Source organism: Stenotrophomonas sp. NPDC077421 (assembly GCF_049545505.1).
GTDB classification, from domain to species: Bacteria; Pseudomonadota; Gammaproteobacteria; order Xanthomonadales; family Xanthomonadaceae; genus Stenotrophomonas; species Stenotrophomonas nematodicola.
In genome coordinates this window covers 21,308-37,170 of record NZ_JBMWDP010000009.1, presented here as the reverse complement: position 1 = coordinate 37,170, position 15,863 = coordinate 21,308, and the positions used below count along the sequence as shown (strand labels likewise).

The 15,863-nt window shown below is 68.5% G+C and carries 17 protein-coding genes; 5 read left to right on the top strand and 12 right to left on the bottom strand.

Features of this window, described 5'->3' with window-relative positions:
• Positions 1-23: 23 nt before the first annotated feature.
• From acpP to ACPEH1_RS06715, 7 genes are all read right to left on the bottom strand, one after another.
• Positions 24-263, bottom strand: coding sequence for an acyl carrier protein (gene acpP, locus ACPEH1_RS06745; RefSeq protein ID WP_017357544.1), 240 nt, complete (start codon positions 261-263; stop codon positions 24-26).
• Positions 264-416: 153 nt separating this feature from the next.
• The gene (fabG, locus tag ACPEH1_RS06740) at positions 417-1,160 is read right to left on the bottom strand and encodes a 3-oxoacyl-ACP reductase FabG (protein ID WP_423715481.1); all 744 of its coding nucleotides are present in this window, start codon (positions 1,158-1,160) and stop codon (positions 417-419) included.
• Positions 1,161-1,232: 72 nt separating this feature from the next.
• Complete coding sequence (fabD, locus tag ACPEH1_RS06735; protein ID WP_026071039.1) at positions 1,233-2,177, bottom strand: ACP S-malonyltransferase; 945 nt, start codon at positions 2,175-2,177, stop codon at positions 1,233-1,235.
• Between the two features lie 464 nt (positions 2,178-2,641).
• A complete protein-coding gene (locus ACPEH1_RS06730) occupies positions 2,642-3,424 on the bottom strand; it encodes a serine/threonine protein kinase (protein WP_017357624.1) in 783 nt (260 codons plus the stop codon).
• 74 nt (positions 3,425-3,498) lie between these two features.
• Complete coding sequence (locus tag ACPEH1_RS06725) at positions 3,499-4,476, bottom strand: beta-ketoacyl-ACP synthase III (protein ID WP_017357625.1); 978 nt, start codon at positions 4,474-4,476, stop codon at positions 3,499-3,501.
• An 88-nt stretch (positions 4,477-4,564) separates the two neighbouring features.
• Positions 4,565-4,762 (bottom strand): 50S ribosomal protein L32, encoded by a 198-nt coding sequence (gene rpmF / locus ACPEH1_RS06720; RefSeq protein ID WP_017357626.1) that lies wholly within the window; start codon positions 4,760-4,762, stop codon positions 4,565-4,567.
• Between the two features lie 107 nt (positions 4,763-4,869).
• Positions 4,870-5,379: a YceD family protein gene (locus ACPEH1_RS06715; protein ID WP_136005608.1), complete on the bottom strand. Its 510-nt coding sequence runs from the start codon at positions 5,377-5,379 to the stop codon at positions 4,870-4,872.
• A gap of 114 nt (positions 5,380-5,493) precedes the next feature.
• Here ACPEH1_RS06715 and ACPEH1_RS06710 point away from each other — a divergent pair, with 114 nt between their 5' ends.
• On the top strand, positions 5,494-6,066 hold the full coding sequence (locus ACPEH1_RS06710) for a Maf family protein (RefSeq protein WP_423715480.1): 573 nt from the start codon (positions 5,494-5,496) through the stop codon (positions 6,064-6,066).
• On the opposite strand, the gene ACPEH1_RS06705 is transcribed toward ACPEH1_RS06710, so the two are convergent.
• On the bottom strand, positions 6,051-7,919 hold the full coding sequence (locus ACPEH1_RS06705; RefSeq protein WP_313275204.1) for an ArnT family glycosyltransferase: 1,869 nt from the start codon (positions 7,917-7,919) through the stop codon (positions 6,051-6,053). The genes ACPEH1_RS06710 and ACPEH1_RS06705 overlap by 16 nt on opposite strands.
• Positions 7,920-7,986: 67 nt before the next feature.
• Between ACPEH1_RS06705 and ACPEH1_RS06700 the strand changes: the two genes are divergently transcribed.
• The 4 genes from ACPEH1_RS06700 to ACPEH1_RS06685 are packed head-to-tail and all read left to right on the top strand — an operon-like array spanning position 7,987 to position 12,355.
• Positions 7,987-8,913: an AAA family ATPase gene (locus tag ACPEH1_RS06700; RefSeq protein WP_136005600.1), complete on the top strand. Its 927-nt coding sequence runs from the start codon at positions 7,987-7,989 to the stop codon at positions 8,911-8,913.
• A 37-nt stretch (positions 8,914-8,950) separates the two neighbouring features.
• Complete coding sequence (locus ACPEH1_RS06695) at positions 8,951-9,889, top strand: DUF58 domain-containing protein (protein ID WP_136005655.1); 939 nt, start codon at positions 8,951-8,953, stop codon at positions 9,887-9,889.
• Positions 9,882-11,834, top strand: a complete 1,953-nt coding sequence (locus ACPEH1_RS06690; RefSeq protein WP_423715479.1) for a transglutaminase TgpA family protein — start codon at positions 9,882-9,884, stop codon at positions 11,832-11,834. Before ACPEH1_RS06695 ends, ACPEH1_RS06690 begins: the two co-directional genes overlap by 8 nt.
• On the top strand, positions 11,831-12,355 hold the full coding sequence (locus ACPEH1_RS06685; RefSeq protein WP_017355152.1) for a Slp family lipoprotein: 525 nt from the start codon (positions 11,831-11,833) through the stop codon (positions 12,353-12,355). Before ACPEH1_RS06690 ends, ACPEH1_RS06685 begins: the two co-directional genes overlap by 4 nt.
• Before the next feature lie 39 nt (positions 12,356-12,394).
• Here ACPEH1_RS06685 and ACPEH1_RS06680 read toward each other — a convergent pair whose 3' ends face one another.
• The 4 genes from ACPEH1_RS06680 to dnaX all read right to left on the bottom strand — a co-directional run bounded on the left by ACPEH1_RS06680 (position 12,395) and on the right by dnaX (position 15,788).
• Complete coding sequence (locus ACPEH1_RS06680; RefSeq protein ID WP_017355153.1) at positions 12,395-12,745, bottom strand: histidine triad nucleotide-binding protein; 351 nt, start codon at positions 12,743-12,745, stop codon at positions 12,395-12,397.
• A 73-nt stretch (positions 12,746-12,818) separates the two neighbouring features.
• Positions 12,819-13,418 (bottom strand): recombination mediator RecR, encoded by a 600-nt coding sequence (gene recR, locus ACPEH1_RS06675; RefSeq protein ID WP_017355154.1) that lies wholly within the window; start codon positions 13,416-13,418, stop codon positions 12,819-12,821.
• Between the two features lie 96 nt (positions 13,419-13,514).
• A complete protein-coding gene (locus ACPEH1_RS06670) occupies positions 13,515-13,835 on the bottom strand; it encodes a YbaB/EbfC family nucleoid-associated protein (RefSeq protein WP_017355155.1) in 321 nt (106 codons plus the stop codon).
• A 6-nt stretch (positions 13,836-13,841) separates the two neighbouring features.
• The gene (gene dnaX / locus ACPEH1_RS06665) at positions 13,842-15,788 is read right to left on the bottom strand and encodes a DNA polymerase III subunit gamma/tau (protein ID WP_423715478.1); all 1,947 of its coding nucleotides are present in this window, start codon (positions 15,786-15,788) and stop codon (positions 13,842-13,844) included.
• Between the last annotated feature and the right edge of the window lie 75 nt (positions 15,789-15,863).

Sequence of the window (15,863 nt, the reverse complement as noted above, 5' to 3'; positions counted from 1 at the left end):
GGCCGCGCGCAAGCCGCCTGACATCAAGCCTTGACGTGGGCGTTGATGTAGTCGATCGCAGCCTGGACGGTGCTGATCTTTTCGGCTTCTTCGTCCGGGATCTCGCACTCGAACTCTTCTTCCAGCGCCATCACCAGTTCAACGGTGTCCAGCGAGTCAGCGCCCAGGTCATCGACGAACGATGCGCTGTTGGTGACTTCTTCTTCCTTGACGCCAAGCTGTTCGACGACGATTTTCTTGACGCGTTCTTCGATGGTGCTCATTGGATATCGCTCCAGATGGAGTAGTGGTTCAAAAATGACGCCATCCGGTGAGGGATGACCGTGGGATAGTGTAGTGGAAACCAGCGACGCCTTGCATCGCTGCAAAACATCTTTCAGATCAACCACTTGCGGCGCGATCCCTGCGCCACATGCTTACGGCATGTACATGCCGCCGTTCACATGGAGGGTTTCGCCGGTGATGTAGCTGGCCGAGGGACCGGCCAGGAACGCCACCGCATTGGCGATGTCGGACGGTTCGCCGAGGCGCTCCAGGGCGATCGACTTGACCAGACCGGTGCGCTGCTCTTCCGGCAGGGCCTTGGTCATGTCGGTATCGATGAAGCCCGGCGCCACGACGTTGACGGTGATGCCGCGCGAACCGATTTCCTTGGCCAGCGACTTGGAGAAGGCAATGATGCCGGCCTTGGCCGCCGCGTAATTGGCCTGGCCGGCGTTGCCGGTCACGCCGATCACCGAGGCGATGTTGATGATGCGCCCCTTGCGCGCCTTCATCATGCCGCGGATGACAGCCTTGGAGGTGCGGAACACGCTGGTGAGGTTGGTGTCGAGGATGGCCTGCCAGTCCTCGTCCTTCATGCGCAGCAGCAGGTTGTCGCGGGTGATGCCGGCATTGTTGACCAGGATGGTGATCGCACCGAATTCCTTGGCGATGCCGTCCAGCACGGCGTCCAGCGCGGCCGCGTCGGTGACGTTCAACGCGCGGCCGTGGCCGCCCACGGCGGCCAGGCGCTCGCCGATGGCGGCGGCACCGGCGTCGGTGGTGGCGGTGCCGATCACGGTCGCGCCCTGCGCGGCCAGTACGGCGGCGATCGCCGCGCCGATGCCACGGCTGGCGCCGGTCACCAGTGCGATTTCACCCTGAAGGGGCTTGCTCATCTGTGTTTCCTCGGACGGGACCGGTCAGCAGCGCAGGCACAGGGCCATGCCGTTGCGGAGGCAGTCGAAAAATCAGGCAGCCCAGGTCTCGCGGGCAGCTTCAAAATCAGCGGGCGTGGACAGTGTGCGCGCGTCCAGCGTTTTGTCGATGCGCTTGATCAATCCGCTCAGGACCTTGCCCGGGCCACACTCGGCCACACGGACAACGCCACGGGCGGCCAGCGCCTGCACGCAACCGGTCCATTGCACCGGCAGGTACAGCTGCTGGACCAGCGCCTGGCGGATCGCATCAATGCCGTCATGGATGCGGGCATCCACGTTCTGCACCACCGGCAGCGCCGGGGCGTGCCAGTCCAGGCCGGCCATCGTTTCGGCCAGGCGGTTGGCGGCTTCGCGCATCAGCGGGGTGTGCGAGGGGACGCTGACGGCCAGTTTGACCGCCTTGCGCACGCCCTTGTCGGCCAGCAGCGCCAGCGCGCGGTCGACCGCGGCCGCATCGCCGCCGATCACGATCTGGCCGGGCGAATTGTAGTTGGCCGGAACCACGACCTGGCTGCCGGCGGCCTGCTCGCAGACCTCCAGCACCAGCGCATCCTCGGCACCAAGCACGGCAGCCATCGCGCCGACGCCGGTGGGCGCGGCATCCTGCATGAGCTGGCCGCGCAGGCGCACCAGATGGGCGCCATCGCGCAGCGACAGGGCGCCCGCCGCGACCAGGGCGGTGTACTCGCCCAGGCTGTGGCCGGCCAGGACCGCCGGCTGGGCACCGCCCACGGCATTCCAGACACGCCACACGCCAATGCTGGCGGCCAGCAGCGCCGGCTGGGTGTACTCGGTGCGGTTGAGCATTTCCTCGGGACCGCCCTGCGAGAGCGCCCACAGGTCCACGCCGGCACCGTCGGACGCTTCGCTGAAGGCCTCACGCACCTGGGGGTGCAGTTCGGCCAGTTCGGCGAGCATGCCCACGGACTGCGAGCCCTGGCCTGGGAACACGAAAGCGAGATTGGAATCGGTCACGCGGTCATCCGCCTGCAAAAATCGAACGGCAAATGATAAGGGCGAACACCGCCCTCCGTCTGTACTGACGCGTATTGAGGGGGGCTGGGCGCGGCGCGTACAGCCCCTTCAAGCGAACGGCAACAGCACCTAGGCTGCACGGTCCCTGATGAGGACCGCGACGAGTGGGGGTGCGGGACACGCCGTGAATACGTCCCTGTAGGCTCGTAGAAAACATCCATGTTTTCTACGGTCCCACACCCCCACCCGCCCCGGTCCCCGCACGGTGCGTCGGTGCGCATGGAACGGGCAGAAGCGGGTGCAGCGGGCTGGCGTGGCACAGCGAACGCTGTATGCGGTGACGTGGATTGCCCATGCGCGCCGGCCAACTGTCGGCGGTGCGGCGTGCGTGGGTTCACGGGCCCCTTCGCCGCATGGATGCGGCGATGGAGCCTACAGGGACGTACTTCAACCAGCGCTTTCGATCACACCAGCAACTGCAGAATGTCCAGGTCGCCGTCGGAGAAGAAGTCGAAACAGATCACCGCCAGCATCAGCACGCCCAGGGTGGTGGCGCCGTGCACGATCAGGATCGCATGGGCCAGGGCGCGGGCCGAGCGGCCCATTTTCAGGCTGGCGCGGGCCAGACCGCGCAGGCGGCCGGAGACTTCGTGCGCGTGCGCCAGGACCGGTGCCTCGGCACCGTCCATTGCATCGGCCATCAGCTGCTGCAGCCGCTGCGGGCGGTCCTCGTAGTACTTGGCCACGCCATAGCCGAACATCAGCCAGTCGCGCGCCTGGGCCTGGGCCAGGTCCATCACTTCCAGCGGGTCCTCCTCGAAATCGATGAAGCCCACCTGCTGTCCGTCCCAGGTCAGGTTGCGCGGCAACGGCTGGCCGAAATAGGCGCCGTTGCGATGTGCCGACGCGATCGCCTGCATCGCGGCCGAAACCAGCCGATCGCGGCCGGCGTCGTCGGCCTGGCGCAGGCAGGTATTGAACGAGCTGCCGTTGTCGCCCAGCACCAGCGCGGCATGGCCACTGCCGATCACCGGCGGCACATTCACTCCCTGGTCCTTCAGCTCGGCCAGGCGGCGGGCTTCGGTTTCACGGGCGGCATCGCCTCCCCGGTGCGGCGGCGGACGCAGCGCGTCCAACTGGAACCGCCGCGCGATGAAATTGAGCAGGCCCAAGGCCACCACCCGACTTCCTTCGCCGTACTGCTTCAGCCAGGCGCGTTGCCCTTCAATGACGATGGGCTCAACCATGACGGATCTCCTGAAATGCTTACGGCCCCGAATGGGGCCGTAACGACTGCATCACGTTGTCGTAACGTGCGCTATCAATAGCGCAGCAGTGCCGAACCCCAGGTGAAGCCGCCACCGAAGGCCTCCAGCAGCAGCAGCTGACCGCGCTCGACGCGACCGGAGCGGATCGCCACATCCAGCGCCATCGGCACCGAGGCCGACGAGGTGTTGCCATGCTTGTCCACGGTCACCACCACCTGCTCCATCGACATCTCCAGCCGCTTGGCGGTGGCTTCGATGATGCGCAGGTTGGCCTGGTGCGGGATCAGCCAGTCCAGATCGGCCTTGGTCAGGCCATTGGCATCCAGGGTTTCGTCCACGACCGAGTCCAGCGCCTTGACGGCGTACTTGAACACATCGTTGCCCTTCATCAGGATCGCGCCGCGGGCGTTCTCGCCCTCGCCGAAACCGGCCGACACGCCGACAGGATTCCACAGCAGCTCTTTCTTGCTGCCATCCGAATGCAGGTGGGTGCTGAGGATGCCGGTGTCTTCGTCGGCCTTGAGCACGACCGCGCCGGCGCCATCGCCGAACAGTACGCAGGTGGTGCGCTCGGTCCAGTCGACGATCCGGGTCAGGGTTTCCGCGCCGATGACCAGCACATGGCGTGCGTCACCGGAGCGAATGAATTTATCGGCCACGCTCAACGCGAACACGAAGCCCGAACAGGCCGCGTTGACGTCGAAAGCGGGGCAACCGGTCGCACCGAGCTTGGCCTGGATCAGGCACGCGGTGGACGGGAAGATCAGATCCGGGGTGGTCGTACCCACCACGATCATGTCCAGCTGCGAAGCGTCGATACCCGCCGCTTCCAGCGCACGCACCGCGGCGTGATAGCCGAGGTCGCTGGTGGTTTCCGTGTCCGCGGCGATGTGCCGCTCCCGGATACCGGTGCGCGATTGGATCCACTCATCGCTGGTGTCGACCATTTTCTCCAGATCCTGGTTGGTCAACACTTTTTCGGGCAAATAGCTACCAGTGCCCGCGATCCTCGAGTAGATCCGCTTGCTCATTGCATGTCCTGTAGCACGATCGTCAACAGCGACGACCGGGAAGAATGGGGCAAAGGCCGCTGCCCGACCGGGCAGCGGCCTTCACGAATCAATCTTCTTCGACGGCCGAGTTCGACTTGGTCGTGATCACCTTCTTGCCACGGTAGAAACCGTCAGCGGTGATGTGGTGACGCAGATGCACTTCGCCCGTGGTCGGGTCGGTCGACAGCTGCTTGGCGCTCAGGGCGTCATGCGCACGGCGCATACCGCGGCGGGACGGGGTAACACGGGATTTCTGCACAGCCATGGGATTGCTCCAAACTCGGTTCGTTTTGCTTCGTCGTTTCGTCGCACAGGACGCCAGCGCCCAGCACAGTCTTCGCTTTCGCCGCAGCCGCCGACGACAACCGGCTGCTATTGTTTTTTCAACGCCGCCAATGCCGCGAACGGATTGGCCTTGCTGATTTCTTCTTCGGTCGGTGCCCAGTCGCGATCCACTGCCTCACCATCGGGAGACAGCGGTACCACCGGGACGGCCAGGACGAGTTCGTCCTCGACCAGTTCCAGCGGACGCAGTTGGCCGTCCTCGGGGACCAGCCACGGCTCATACCCTTCCGGCAACGAGGATTCATCCTCTTCGCTGCGGATCAGGCCGAGCCGCTGCACCATCGAGACCGGCAACAGGAAGCGCTGCAGGCTGCGCTGACAGATCAGCGGCAACTCGGTGTCGATGGTCAGTTCAACATAGGATACCCGCAGGATGTCGTCGTGCGCGAATTCCAGTGCATAGGTGCACCGGCCTTCGGTATCGGCAACAAGGCCTTGCAGGCGGGTCAATTCAGCCAGATCGACCTGGCCGTCGAAGCGCCTGCGCGCTGCGACCATCCGCCAAGCATCCAGCAATTCGGGCACGTTCGCGGACATAAGCCGCTGAATGTTAAGGATCGCCCGGCCTGCTGTCAAATCCGGTTTCAGTCAGGTTGCAGTGGCCGCCCTGGAGCAGCCAGACTGCCGGCCTTCCGCGCCCGGTATTGTCGCATGACCCCGCTCCTGCTTGCCTCCACCTCCCGCTACCGCCGCGAACTGCTGGCGCGCCTCGGGCTGCCCCTGGACACCGCGCGCCCGGACGTGGACGAGACCCCCGCCCCCGGCGAGGCGCCGCGCGCGCTGGCGGTACGGCTGGCGCAGGCCAAGGCGGCCGAGGTCGCCGCGCGGCATCCGGGCCGCTGGACGCTGGGCTCGGACCAGGTCGCCGAACTGAACGGGGCCCCGCTGGGCAAACCCGACACCGTGGCCGCCGCGCAGGCCCAGCTGGCGGCGATGTCCGGCCAGTCGGTGGCCTTCCACACAGCCATCTGCCTGATCCGCGATGGCGAGATCCACCAGGCCTGCGACCTGACCGAGGTCCGCTTCCGCACGCTGGGCGCCGATGAGATTGCCCGCTACGTCGCCGCCGAGCAGCCGCTGGACTGCGCCGGCAGCTTCAAGTGCGAAGGCCTGGGCATCACCCTGTTCGATGCAATCGACAACCGCGACCCGACCGCGTTGATCGGGCTGCCGCTGATCGCCGTGGCGCAGCTGCTGCGCCTGGCCGGTTATCGCTTGCCCTGAGCCTCGCCGGCGGGGCGCGCGGCGACCACGAACGCCTGGTCCTGCCAGCGCTCGACACTGCCATCGCGTCCATACAGGTTCAGGCCCAGCCAATGCCGGCCGGGCGCCAGCGCGCGGGTATCGATACGCGCATCGAAGCCGACGTTGGGGTGCTGCGGGTCGTTGGAGATCTTCCAGAAGGCGGTCACGTCGTAGGCCCGACCGTACTGCGCCTCGGCCACCGGACGATCATCGACCAGCAGCTCCACCCGGGCCAGGCCGACGCCATCCTTGAACGCCCAGCCGCGCACATCGAGCATGCCGTCCACCGTGGCATCGGCCACCGGCGTATCGATCCACGCCATCGCCGGCGTCACGCAGGGCCCGGCGGCGCGCTCGGCCGGCAGTTTGAACAGCAGGAAGCGCTGGAAGCCGTGGTCGTTGCTCACCACCTGCGGCGGCGGCAGCGGGCCCACCTGGCGGCAGACATCGTGGTAGCGCTCCAGCAGATCGCGATAGCGCTGGTCGCTGGGCGACAGCACCAGCAGCATGGGCGCATTCCGCTGCCCCTCGTGCAGCAGCCCCCACAGGCCGAGCTGCGCACTGCGTCCGTGCTTGTCGTTCAACGGGTGCTGCAGCACCTCGATCGACGGGTCACGCAACTGGAAGCCCAGCTCCGCACCCACCTTGAAGTTGCCGGCCAGCACCCGCGTGCCGGGCGGCATCGTCGCCAGCGACTCGCGCACGGCGCTGGCCAACGGCTGCCAGCCGGCGAAATTGCGCGGGTAGTACTTGTAGCCGGCCAACTGCTCGCGCAGCGCCGGCGTGGAGGCCACCAGATAGTAGGAGAAGGCCAGCGCCAGACCGGCGCCGGCCATCCACCAGCCGGTGCGGCGCAGCCAGCGCGGCCAGCCATTGAACACCACCGGCACCGCGATCAGCAGCGCCAGGTAGCCCGGCAGCGGCCAGTGGAAACTGATGCGCTCCACATCGGTGAAGAAGCCGAGCACGAAGATCGCCACTGTCGATACCGCGCCGATCAGGCCGAAGTAGCGCCATTGCGCGCGCGCACCACCGCCAGCGCGGGTGCCCGCAAGTGCCACCTTCCACATCGCCACGCACAGGATCGGCGTGACCAGCATCGGCTGGATCACCAGGAACCACAGGCCACTCCACTGGAAGGCCCACGGATGGCGTTCGACCACCTGGAATTTCAGGCCGGCCTCGTGGTTGTCGGCATTCCATGCCAGCAGCGGCAGCCAGGCCAGCACGCCGACAGCCAGCGCCACCCACACGCGCGGATCGCGCAGCATGCGGCGGCCCTGCGGCAGCAGCAGCAGCGCAATGAACCCCACCACGATCACACCGATGAAGCGGTAGTGGCTGAGCGCGCCGATCATCAGGCCCAGCCCCAGCTTCACCGCCGCCGCCGCATCCACCTGGCGCAGCAGGCGGGCCCCGGCGTCCAGGCACAGCACCGCCGCCAACGCCATCGGCACGTCCGGCACCGCCAGCATGCCCAGCGTGGCAGACAGCGGCATCAACAGGGTGAGGCTGCCGGCCTGCCACCCTGCCACCGCACCGAACCAGCGCGTGGCGATCCGCGATACCGCCCAGGGCAACCAGGCACCGATCGCCAGGAACGGCAGGCGCTGTGCCAGCACATGCGGACCACCGATCTCCACGCCCAGCCGCGACAGCCACGCCGTCAGGCCGGGCAGGTCCGAATACGCGGCCGCCAGATGCTGCCCTTCCTGCCAGTAGAACGCTTCGTCCACGAACAGGGGCAGGCGCGCGGCCACCACCAGTTTGACGGCGGTGACCAGCGTCCATAGCAACAGGAAAATTGTGCGTGCGCGTTGTTCGCCTTGCATTGCTCTATAGAATCAGTGGAATCATCGACACGAGACGGACATGGACAACTCGCCCCACGTGCCAGCCATGCTAACCGATGTCCTGCGACAGTCCCTTCGCAGCGCGCAGGACCAGGTCAACGCCCTGCTGCTGGGCAAGCAGCACGAAGTGCGGCTGGCGTTCGTCGCGCTGCTGTCCGGCGGACACCTGTTGATCGAAGATCTGCCCGGCCTGGGCAAGACCACCCTCGCCCATGCGCTGGCCTCCAGCCTCGGGCTGGGCTTCCAGCGGGTGCAGTTCACTTCGGACCTTCTGCCAGCGGATGTGCTCGGCGTCTCGGTTTACGACGCAGGCAGCCGTCAATTCCAGTTCCATCCGGGCCCGGTCTTCACCCATGTGCTGCTGGCCGACGAGATCAACCGCGCGCCGCCCCGCACGCAGAGCGCGCTGCTCGAAGCGATGGCCGAGCAGCAGGTCACCCTTGATGGCACCACCCATCCGCTGCCTGATCCGTTCTTCGTCATCGCGACCCAGAATCCGGTGGACCTGTCCGGCACGTTCCCGTTGCCGGACTCGCAGCTGGACCGCTTCCTGCTGCGGCTGGCGCTGGGCTATCCCAATCCGGAATCGGAGCGCGAACTGCTGCGCGGCACCGACCGCCGCCACCTGATCGCCCGGGCGACCGCCCAGCTGAGCGACGCCGACGTGCGCACGCTGCGCGAGGCCGTGGGCCAGGTGCACGCCAGCGACGCGCTGATCGGGTACGTGCAGGCGCTGCTGACCCGCAGCCGGCAGCACGCCGGGGTGCGCGTCGGCCTGTCGCCACGCGCGGGCCTGGCCCTGCTGCGCGCGGCCAAGGCGCATGCACTGCTGCTGGGGCGCGCGCATGTGGTGCCCGAAGACGTGCAGACCCTGTTCGTCGCCGTGGCAGGCCACCGCCTGGTACCCGAGGCCGAGGCCTCCACGGGACCGGCGCTGGCGCGGGCGATCCTGCAGACCGTCCAGGTCGACTGAGATGCACAGCGGCTGGGGAGACCGCTTGAAGCAGAGAATGCTGCCGGCCAATGGCCGGCACTACACGCGTCCGCGCCAGCCCGACACGTTGCCGCAGCGGATCGACCGCCGCCGCATCTATGTGCTGCCGACCCGCTTCGGCCTGTTCGTGGCCGTCCTGCTGGGCGCGATGCTGCTGGGCGCGCTGAACTACAACAACAATCCCGCGCTGCTGCTGGCCCTGCTGCTGGGTGCGACCGGCATCGCCAGCGCGATCAGCGCGCACCTGCAGTTGTCGGGCGTGCAGGTGGACGCGGTGTCGGCCGACCCGGTGACCGCCGGCCACCCGCTGCGCCTGCGCATCAGCCTGTCGCGCCGCGACGCGCGCGCCCGGCGTGGACTGCGGATCGAACACCACAACGCCCTGGCCTTTGCGCACCTGGCGCACGACGACCAGACCGAAGTCGATCTGGATGTGCCCACCACGCAGCGCGGCTGGCTGGACCTGGACCGCATCCGGCTCTCCACCACCCAGCCGCTGGGCCTGGTGCGCGCCTGGACCTGGGTGTGGCCGGACACGCCGTTGCTGGTCTACGCCGCGCCCGACACCCAGGCGCCGGCACTGCCCGAAGGCGGCGGTGACCCGCTGCACACCCGCGTGCATCCCAGTGGCGAGGAGCTGCATCAACTGCGCCCCTATCGCGCCGGCGACCCGCCGCGCAGCATCGCGTGGAAGCACTCGGCCCGCCGCGATGCGCTGCTCGTGCGCGAGTACGAGCGCCCGGTGGGACTGGACGTCCAGCTGGACTGGCGGCACCTGGCACCGCTGCCGACCGAAGCCCGGATCGCGCGGCTGGCACGCTGGGTGGACCTGGCCGAACGCGAGGGCCGCCGCTACACGCTGACCCTGCCCGGCCACCCGGTGCTGGGCCCGGGCAGCGGCAACGCCCACCACCACCTGTGCCAGCGCGCGCTGGCGGTGCTGCCGCATGGCTGATCCCGTGCTGCCCCCCGATCTGCCGCGCAGCGCGCGCGACTGGAGCCTGGCCAGCGCCGCGCTGGGCCTGCTGCCGCTGCTGCTGCAACTGCCCGATGCGCTGGCGGCGGTAATCGCGGCGGTTGCGATCGGCACGGCGCTGGCCTCGCGCGGACGGGTGCTGCCCGCGCCGCTGCGGGTGCTGCTGGTCCTGGCCATGCTCGGCGCGATCTACTGGCAGATGGGCGCCCGGCCCGGCCGCGACACCGGCTGCGCGCTGCTGGCGGCGATGCTGGCGATCAAATCCAGCGAGCTGCGCTCCCTGCGCGATGCCCGCAGCCTGCTCGGCTTTGCGTTGTTCGCCCCGTTCGCCGCGTTTCTGCTCGACCAAGGGCCGCTGACGCTTGCGCTGGCGATGCTGGCCGCGTTGACCGCCCTGCTCGCCCTGCAGCGGCTTGCGCATGTGGAAGGCCAGGCCGCGCCTCCCGCCGCGCGGGGGCAGGCACGCGGCATCGCCCGGCTGGTGGCGCTGGGGCTGCCGCTGGCGCTGGCCGCGTTCTGGCTGTTCCCGCGCCTGAGCGAGCCGCTGTGGGGCATCCCAGAGCGAGCGGTGTCCAAGCCGGGCCTGTCTGACAGCATGGAACCGGGCACCTGGCTGGACCTGATGGCCGATGACACGCCTGCCCTGCGCGTGCAGTTCTTCGGGGCCGTGCCGGCGCCGTCGCAACGCTACTGGCGCGGCCCGGTGATGACGCGGTTCGACGGCCGGCGGTGGCAACAGGATCGCAGCCTCGACCGACGGCCGCCGCCGCAGGTGACCCACGGGGCGACGCGCTGGGACTACCAGATCGACTACGAACCCACCGACCGCCGGCAGCTGGTGGCCCTGGACCTGCCACTGGCGGCGCCGCCGGGCAGCGAACTCAACGCCGACCACAGCCTGCGCAGCCGCGCTCCGCTCGCATCCCTGACCCGATGGCGCCTGCAGTCCTCCCCGGCCACCGCCTACTCCCAGCCACTGACGCCCTACCAGCGCCAGCTCGCGCTGGCGCTGCCGGCCGGCTTCAATCCGCGCACGGCGGCGCTGGCCCGGGCGTGGCGCCGCGATGCCGGCCAGGACGATGCGGCGATCGTGCAGCGCGCCCTGGACTGGATCGGCCAGCGTTTCGCCTACACCCTCGACACGCCGCTGCCCGGGCGCGATGGCGTGGATGAGTTCCTGTTCGACCACCAGGCTGGCTTCTGTGAACACTTCAGCGGGTCGTTCGTGGTGCTGATGCGCAATGCCGGCATCCCCGCGCGGGTGGTCACCGGTTTTGCCGGCGGTGTCCGCAATCGCTACGGCAATTACTGGGTCGTGCGGCGCATGGATGCCCATGCCTGGACCGAAGTCTGGCTGGACGGCCGCGGCTGGGTCCGGGTGGATCCGACAGCCGCTGTAGCGCCCGAGCGCGTCTACGACACGCTGGAAGACCGCCTGGGGGCCGGCGCCGACGGCGGCCTGCAATCGCGCTGGCTGCAGGCCGGCGAGCTCGGCGACTGGCTGCGCCGCGGCTGGAACGACATGGTGCTGTCCTTCGATGCCAACCGCCAACAGCAGCTGCTGCGTCCGCTGGGCATCGAGCGGCTGGAACCGTCACAGCTGATCGCTGTTTTCATGGTCTTCGCACTGGCCGCGCTAGGCTGGATGGCGTGGCTGTTGGCACGCGGGGAGCGCGAGCGCGATCCGCTGCTGCGCGCCTGGCACCGGGTGAACCGGCGCTACGCGCGGTACGGCCTGGCCCGTGCCCCGGCCGAGACGGCCGGCGACTGGGCGCGGCGTGTCCACGCGCAACGGCCCGACCCCGCCCTGCTGGCACTCAGCGTCCGTTTCGTTCATGCGCGGTACGCTGGCGCAGACGTCGACCTCGCTTCATTATTGCGCGACCTGCGCAGGCATCGCCCGAACCCCGGAGCATCCTCATGAAGATCCAACTGCTGCTTCCCCTGGCCGCCTCCCTGGCACTGGCCGCCTGTGCAACCGCACCCAAACCGCTGCAGGGACAGTTCAGCGTCGTCACCCCGCGCGATTCGGTGGCCACCCAGCAGGTCGGCACGCCCGTCCGCTGGGGCGGACGCATCATCGAAACCACGCCGGGCCAGGGCGAGACCTGCTTCCAGCTCATCTCGCGCCCGCTCAACGGCAGTGGCCGCCCGAGCACCACCTCCTCCGATGCCAGCGACGGCCGCTTCATCGCCTGCCGCGCCGGCTTCTACGATCCGGCCGTGTTCGAGCCGGGCCGCGACGTGACCTTCATCGGCAAGATCGACGGCTACCAGAACACCCGCATCGGCGAGTACGACTACCGCCTGCCCAAGATCAACGCGGACGTGATCTACCTGTGGCCGGAACAGCGCCAGGTCGACGTCGTGCCGGCCTACCCCTACGGCCCGTGGGGCCCGGCATGGGGACCGGGCTGGGGCTACCGCGGCTGGGGTTGGTGGTAAACAAGCAGCAGAAAGACGCCACCCCAGGGTGGCGTTTTTTCATGCCCCGAAATGCCCCAGCGGTGCGCCGGCGAGCAGATGCAGGTGGATGTGGAACACGGTCTGCCCGGCATCGCCCCGGCAGTTCATGACGATGCGGTAGCCGTTCTCGGCGAACCCTTCGCGGCGGGCGTACTCGGCCGCGGCCAGCGCCAGCTTGCCGATCAGGTGTGCCTGCGACGGCTGCACATCGTCCAGGGTCGGAATCGCTTCGTTCTTCGGAATGAACAACACGTGCACCGGCGCCTGCGGTGCGATGTCCTTGAAGGCCAGCACCTCGTCGTCTTCATAGACGATGGTGGCGGGAATCTCGCGGCGGATGATCTTGCCGAACAGGGTGTCGTGGCTCATGGGGCACCGTAGGAAACAGGGTCCTGGAGAGTAGCGCGGATGCGCTGCCGGATTCGACCCATCCCGCGCGCGGTCATTCCTGGATGTCGGTGCGCGTGCCGAAGGCATGCGACAGCGTGCCGCGGTCCACGTACTCCAGTTCACCGCCCAGCGGCAGGCCCTGGGCCAGGCGGCTGGGCCGCACGTTGTGCGTGCGCGCCAGCTGCGCCAGATAGTGGGCCGTCGCTTCACCCTCGACGGTGGCACTGGTGGCGATGATCAGCTCCTGCACCTCGCCCTGTTTCAGGCGGGCGTCGAGCTGGTCCAGCCCGAGTTCGCGCGGGCCGATGCCGTCCAGCGGCGACAGGCGTCCCTGCAGCACGAAGTACACGCCCCGGAAGCCGGTGGCGTGTTCGATCGCCAAGCGGTCGGCCGGCGACTCCACCGCACACAGCTGCTGGCGCTCGCGGCTGCCGTTGGCACAGACCGTGCAGAGCTCGCTCTCGCTGAAATCGCGGCATTGCACGCAATGCCCGATCCGCTCGATCGCCTGCGCCAACACCTCCGACAGGCGCTGCCCGCCATCGCGTTCGCGCTCCAGCACGTGGTAGGCCATGCGCTGTGCGGTCTTCTGGCCCACGCCGGGCAGCACCCGGAAGGCCTCGATCAGTTGTTCGAGCAGGGGCAGGCTCATGGCGGCGGACTCACTCCAGAAACAAACGCGCGAAGCCCGAAGGCTTCGCGGCGCAGGCAACGCGGGACGCCGGGCAGGGCCGGCGCGGCGTTGGGATCAGAACGGCAGCTTCATGCCCGGAGGCAGCTGCATGCCGGCCGTGGCCGAGCCCATGCGGTTCTTGGATTCGGCATCGATCTTGTTGGAGGCATCGTTGAACGCCGCCGCGATCAGGTCTTCGGCCATTTCCGGGTCAGCCAGCACGGCCGGGTCAATGCGCACCTTGCGGCATTCCTTGGCGCCGGTCAGGGTCACGCTGACCATGCCGCCGCCGGCGCTGCCGGTGACTTCCAGCTTGGCGAGTTCTTCCTGGGCCTTCTGCAGGTTCTCCTGCATCTTCTGGGCCTGCTGCATCAGTTGGGCGATATTGCCACGCATGGGTCTTTACTCATCAAAGGGACGGATGGAATCGGTCACGACCCGGGCGCCGTGTTGCTGGATCAGCAACTGCACATCGGGATCGGCCATGAAAACGGCTTCGGCCGCCTGTTGTCGTTCGCCACGCTGGCGGTCCGAACGCTGGTGCAGCGTTTCGGCCTCCGCGCCACCGGCTTCGATGACGATCTTCGGCGCCTGGCCCAGCGGACCGGTCAGGGCGTCGGTCAGCGCCGCCAGCGAGCGGTCCGAACACAGGTACTCAAATCCGGGCGATACCGCCAATTTCAAGACACCGCGCTGATAGCCGATGAACGCAGCGTGCGCCGCGAGCTGCCGCGACGGACCGCTGAGCTGGCTCTGGGCGACCAGTTCCAGCCAGGCTTCGGCGCTGGCCAGGCCGATCGGCGCGTCCGGAGCCACAACGGCGGCCGTCGGTTCATCGGCCGCGGACGACGGCGCAATCGCGATCCCCTGCGGACGATGCGGGACAGCGGCCGACGGGGCCGGTCGTTCCGGCGGTGCTTCCCACGGCGCGACCATTGCCGCATCGGGCGTGGCCATTTCGGCGGCCAGGGCTTCGTCGCGGTCGTCGGCGGCCCCGTCCTGGTGCCACGGCGGCAGGTCGTCCGGATCGGCGACCACCGTCGGTGCGGCGGGCGTGGGGGCCGCGGGTTTGGTCGGGGTTGGGGCGGGCGCCGGCGGCGCCACCACCGGGGCCGCTTTCGGCACGGCCGGCGTGGCGGCGGCCGGCGCAGGCGCGACGGCCGCCGCAGGGGCCGCAGCGACGGCACCAACGCCGTGGCCGCTGCCAGTGCCACCGGTGCTGCCCACCCCGGTGCCGGTCTCCGGATCACGCGGTACCGGCGGCACCGCCGCCGCCGGGCGGAAGGCCAGCATGCGCAGCACGGCCATTTCGAAGCCGGCGCGCGGGCTGGGCGCCAGATACAGATCGCGGCGCCCATTCAGCGCCATCTGGTACCACAGCTGTACCACTTCCGGGCGCAGGCGACCGGCAAAGGCCACCGCATCGATGCCCTCACCCGCCGCCGATGCGCCCGGGACCAGCTGCTGCACCTGGATGCGGTGCAGGCCTTCGGCCAGCGCTTCCAGCACGCCACCCCAGTCCGGCGAGAATTCCGCCAGCAGCGCGACCACCTGCAACAGGCGGGGGCCGTCGCCGTCGGCCAGCGCATCGAGCATGGCGGCCACCTGGGTACGGTCGACCGTCCCCAGCATCGTGCGCACCACGTCTTCGCGCAGCGCACCACCGGCGTAGGCGATGGCCTGGTCCAGCAGCGACAGGCCGTCGCGCAGGCTGCCGTCGGCCGCCTTTGCCAGCTGGACGATCGCGCTCGGGTCCGATTCGATCTCTTCGGCAGCCAGAATCCGGGTCATCTGCCCCTGGATCTGGTCCTCGTCGAGCCGCTTGAGGTTGAACTGCAGGCAGCGCGACAGCACCGTCACCGGCAGCTTCTGCGGATCGGTGGTGGCCAGCAGGAACTTCACATGCTCCGGCGGCTCTTCCAGCGTCTTCAGCAGCGCGTTGAACGCCGCCTTGGACAGCATGTGCACTTCGTCGATCAGGTAGACCTTGTACTTGCCGCGGGACGGCATGTACTGGGCGTTCTCGATCACCTCGCGGACGTCATCGACACCGGTATTGGATGCGGCATCGATCTCCAGCAGGTCGATGTAGCGACCCGAATCGATGTCCAGGCAGGCCGGGCACTGGCCGCACGGGTCGGCGCTGGTGCCCTGCTCGCAGTTCAGCGACTTGGCGAAAATACGCGCGATCGTGGTCTTGCCCACCCCGCGGGTGCCGGTAAACAGGAACGCATGGTGCACACGGCCGCTGTCCAGCGCATTGCTGAGCGCGCGGACCACGTGTTCCTGGCCCACCAGCTCGGCAAAACGCTTCGGACGCCACTTGCGGGCAAGGACGAGATAGGACATCAGGCCACCGTCTTCATCGGGACGTCCATTGTGCCACGCCTGTCCAGCCACCCTGCCCCCGCGTCGTGCCGCTTG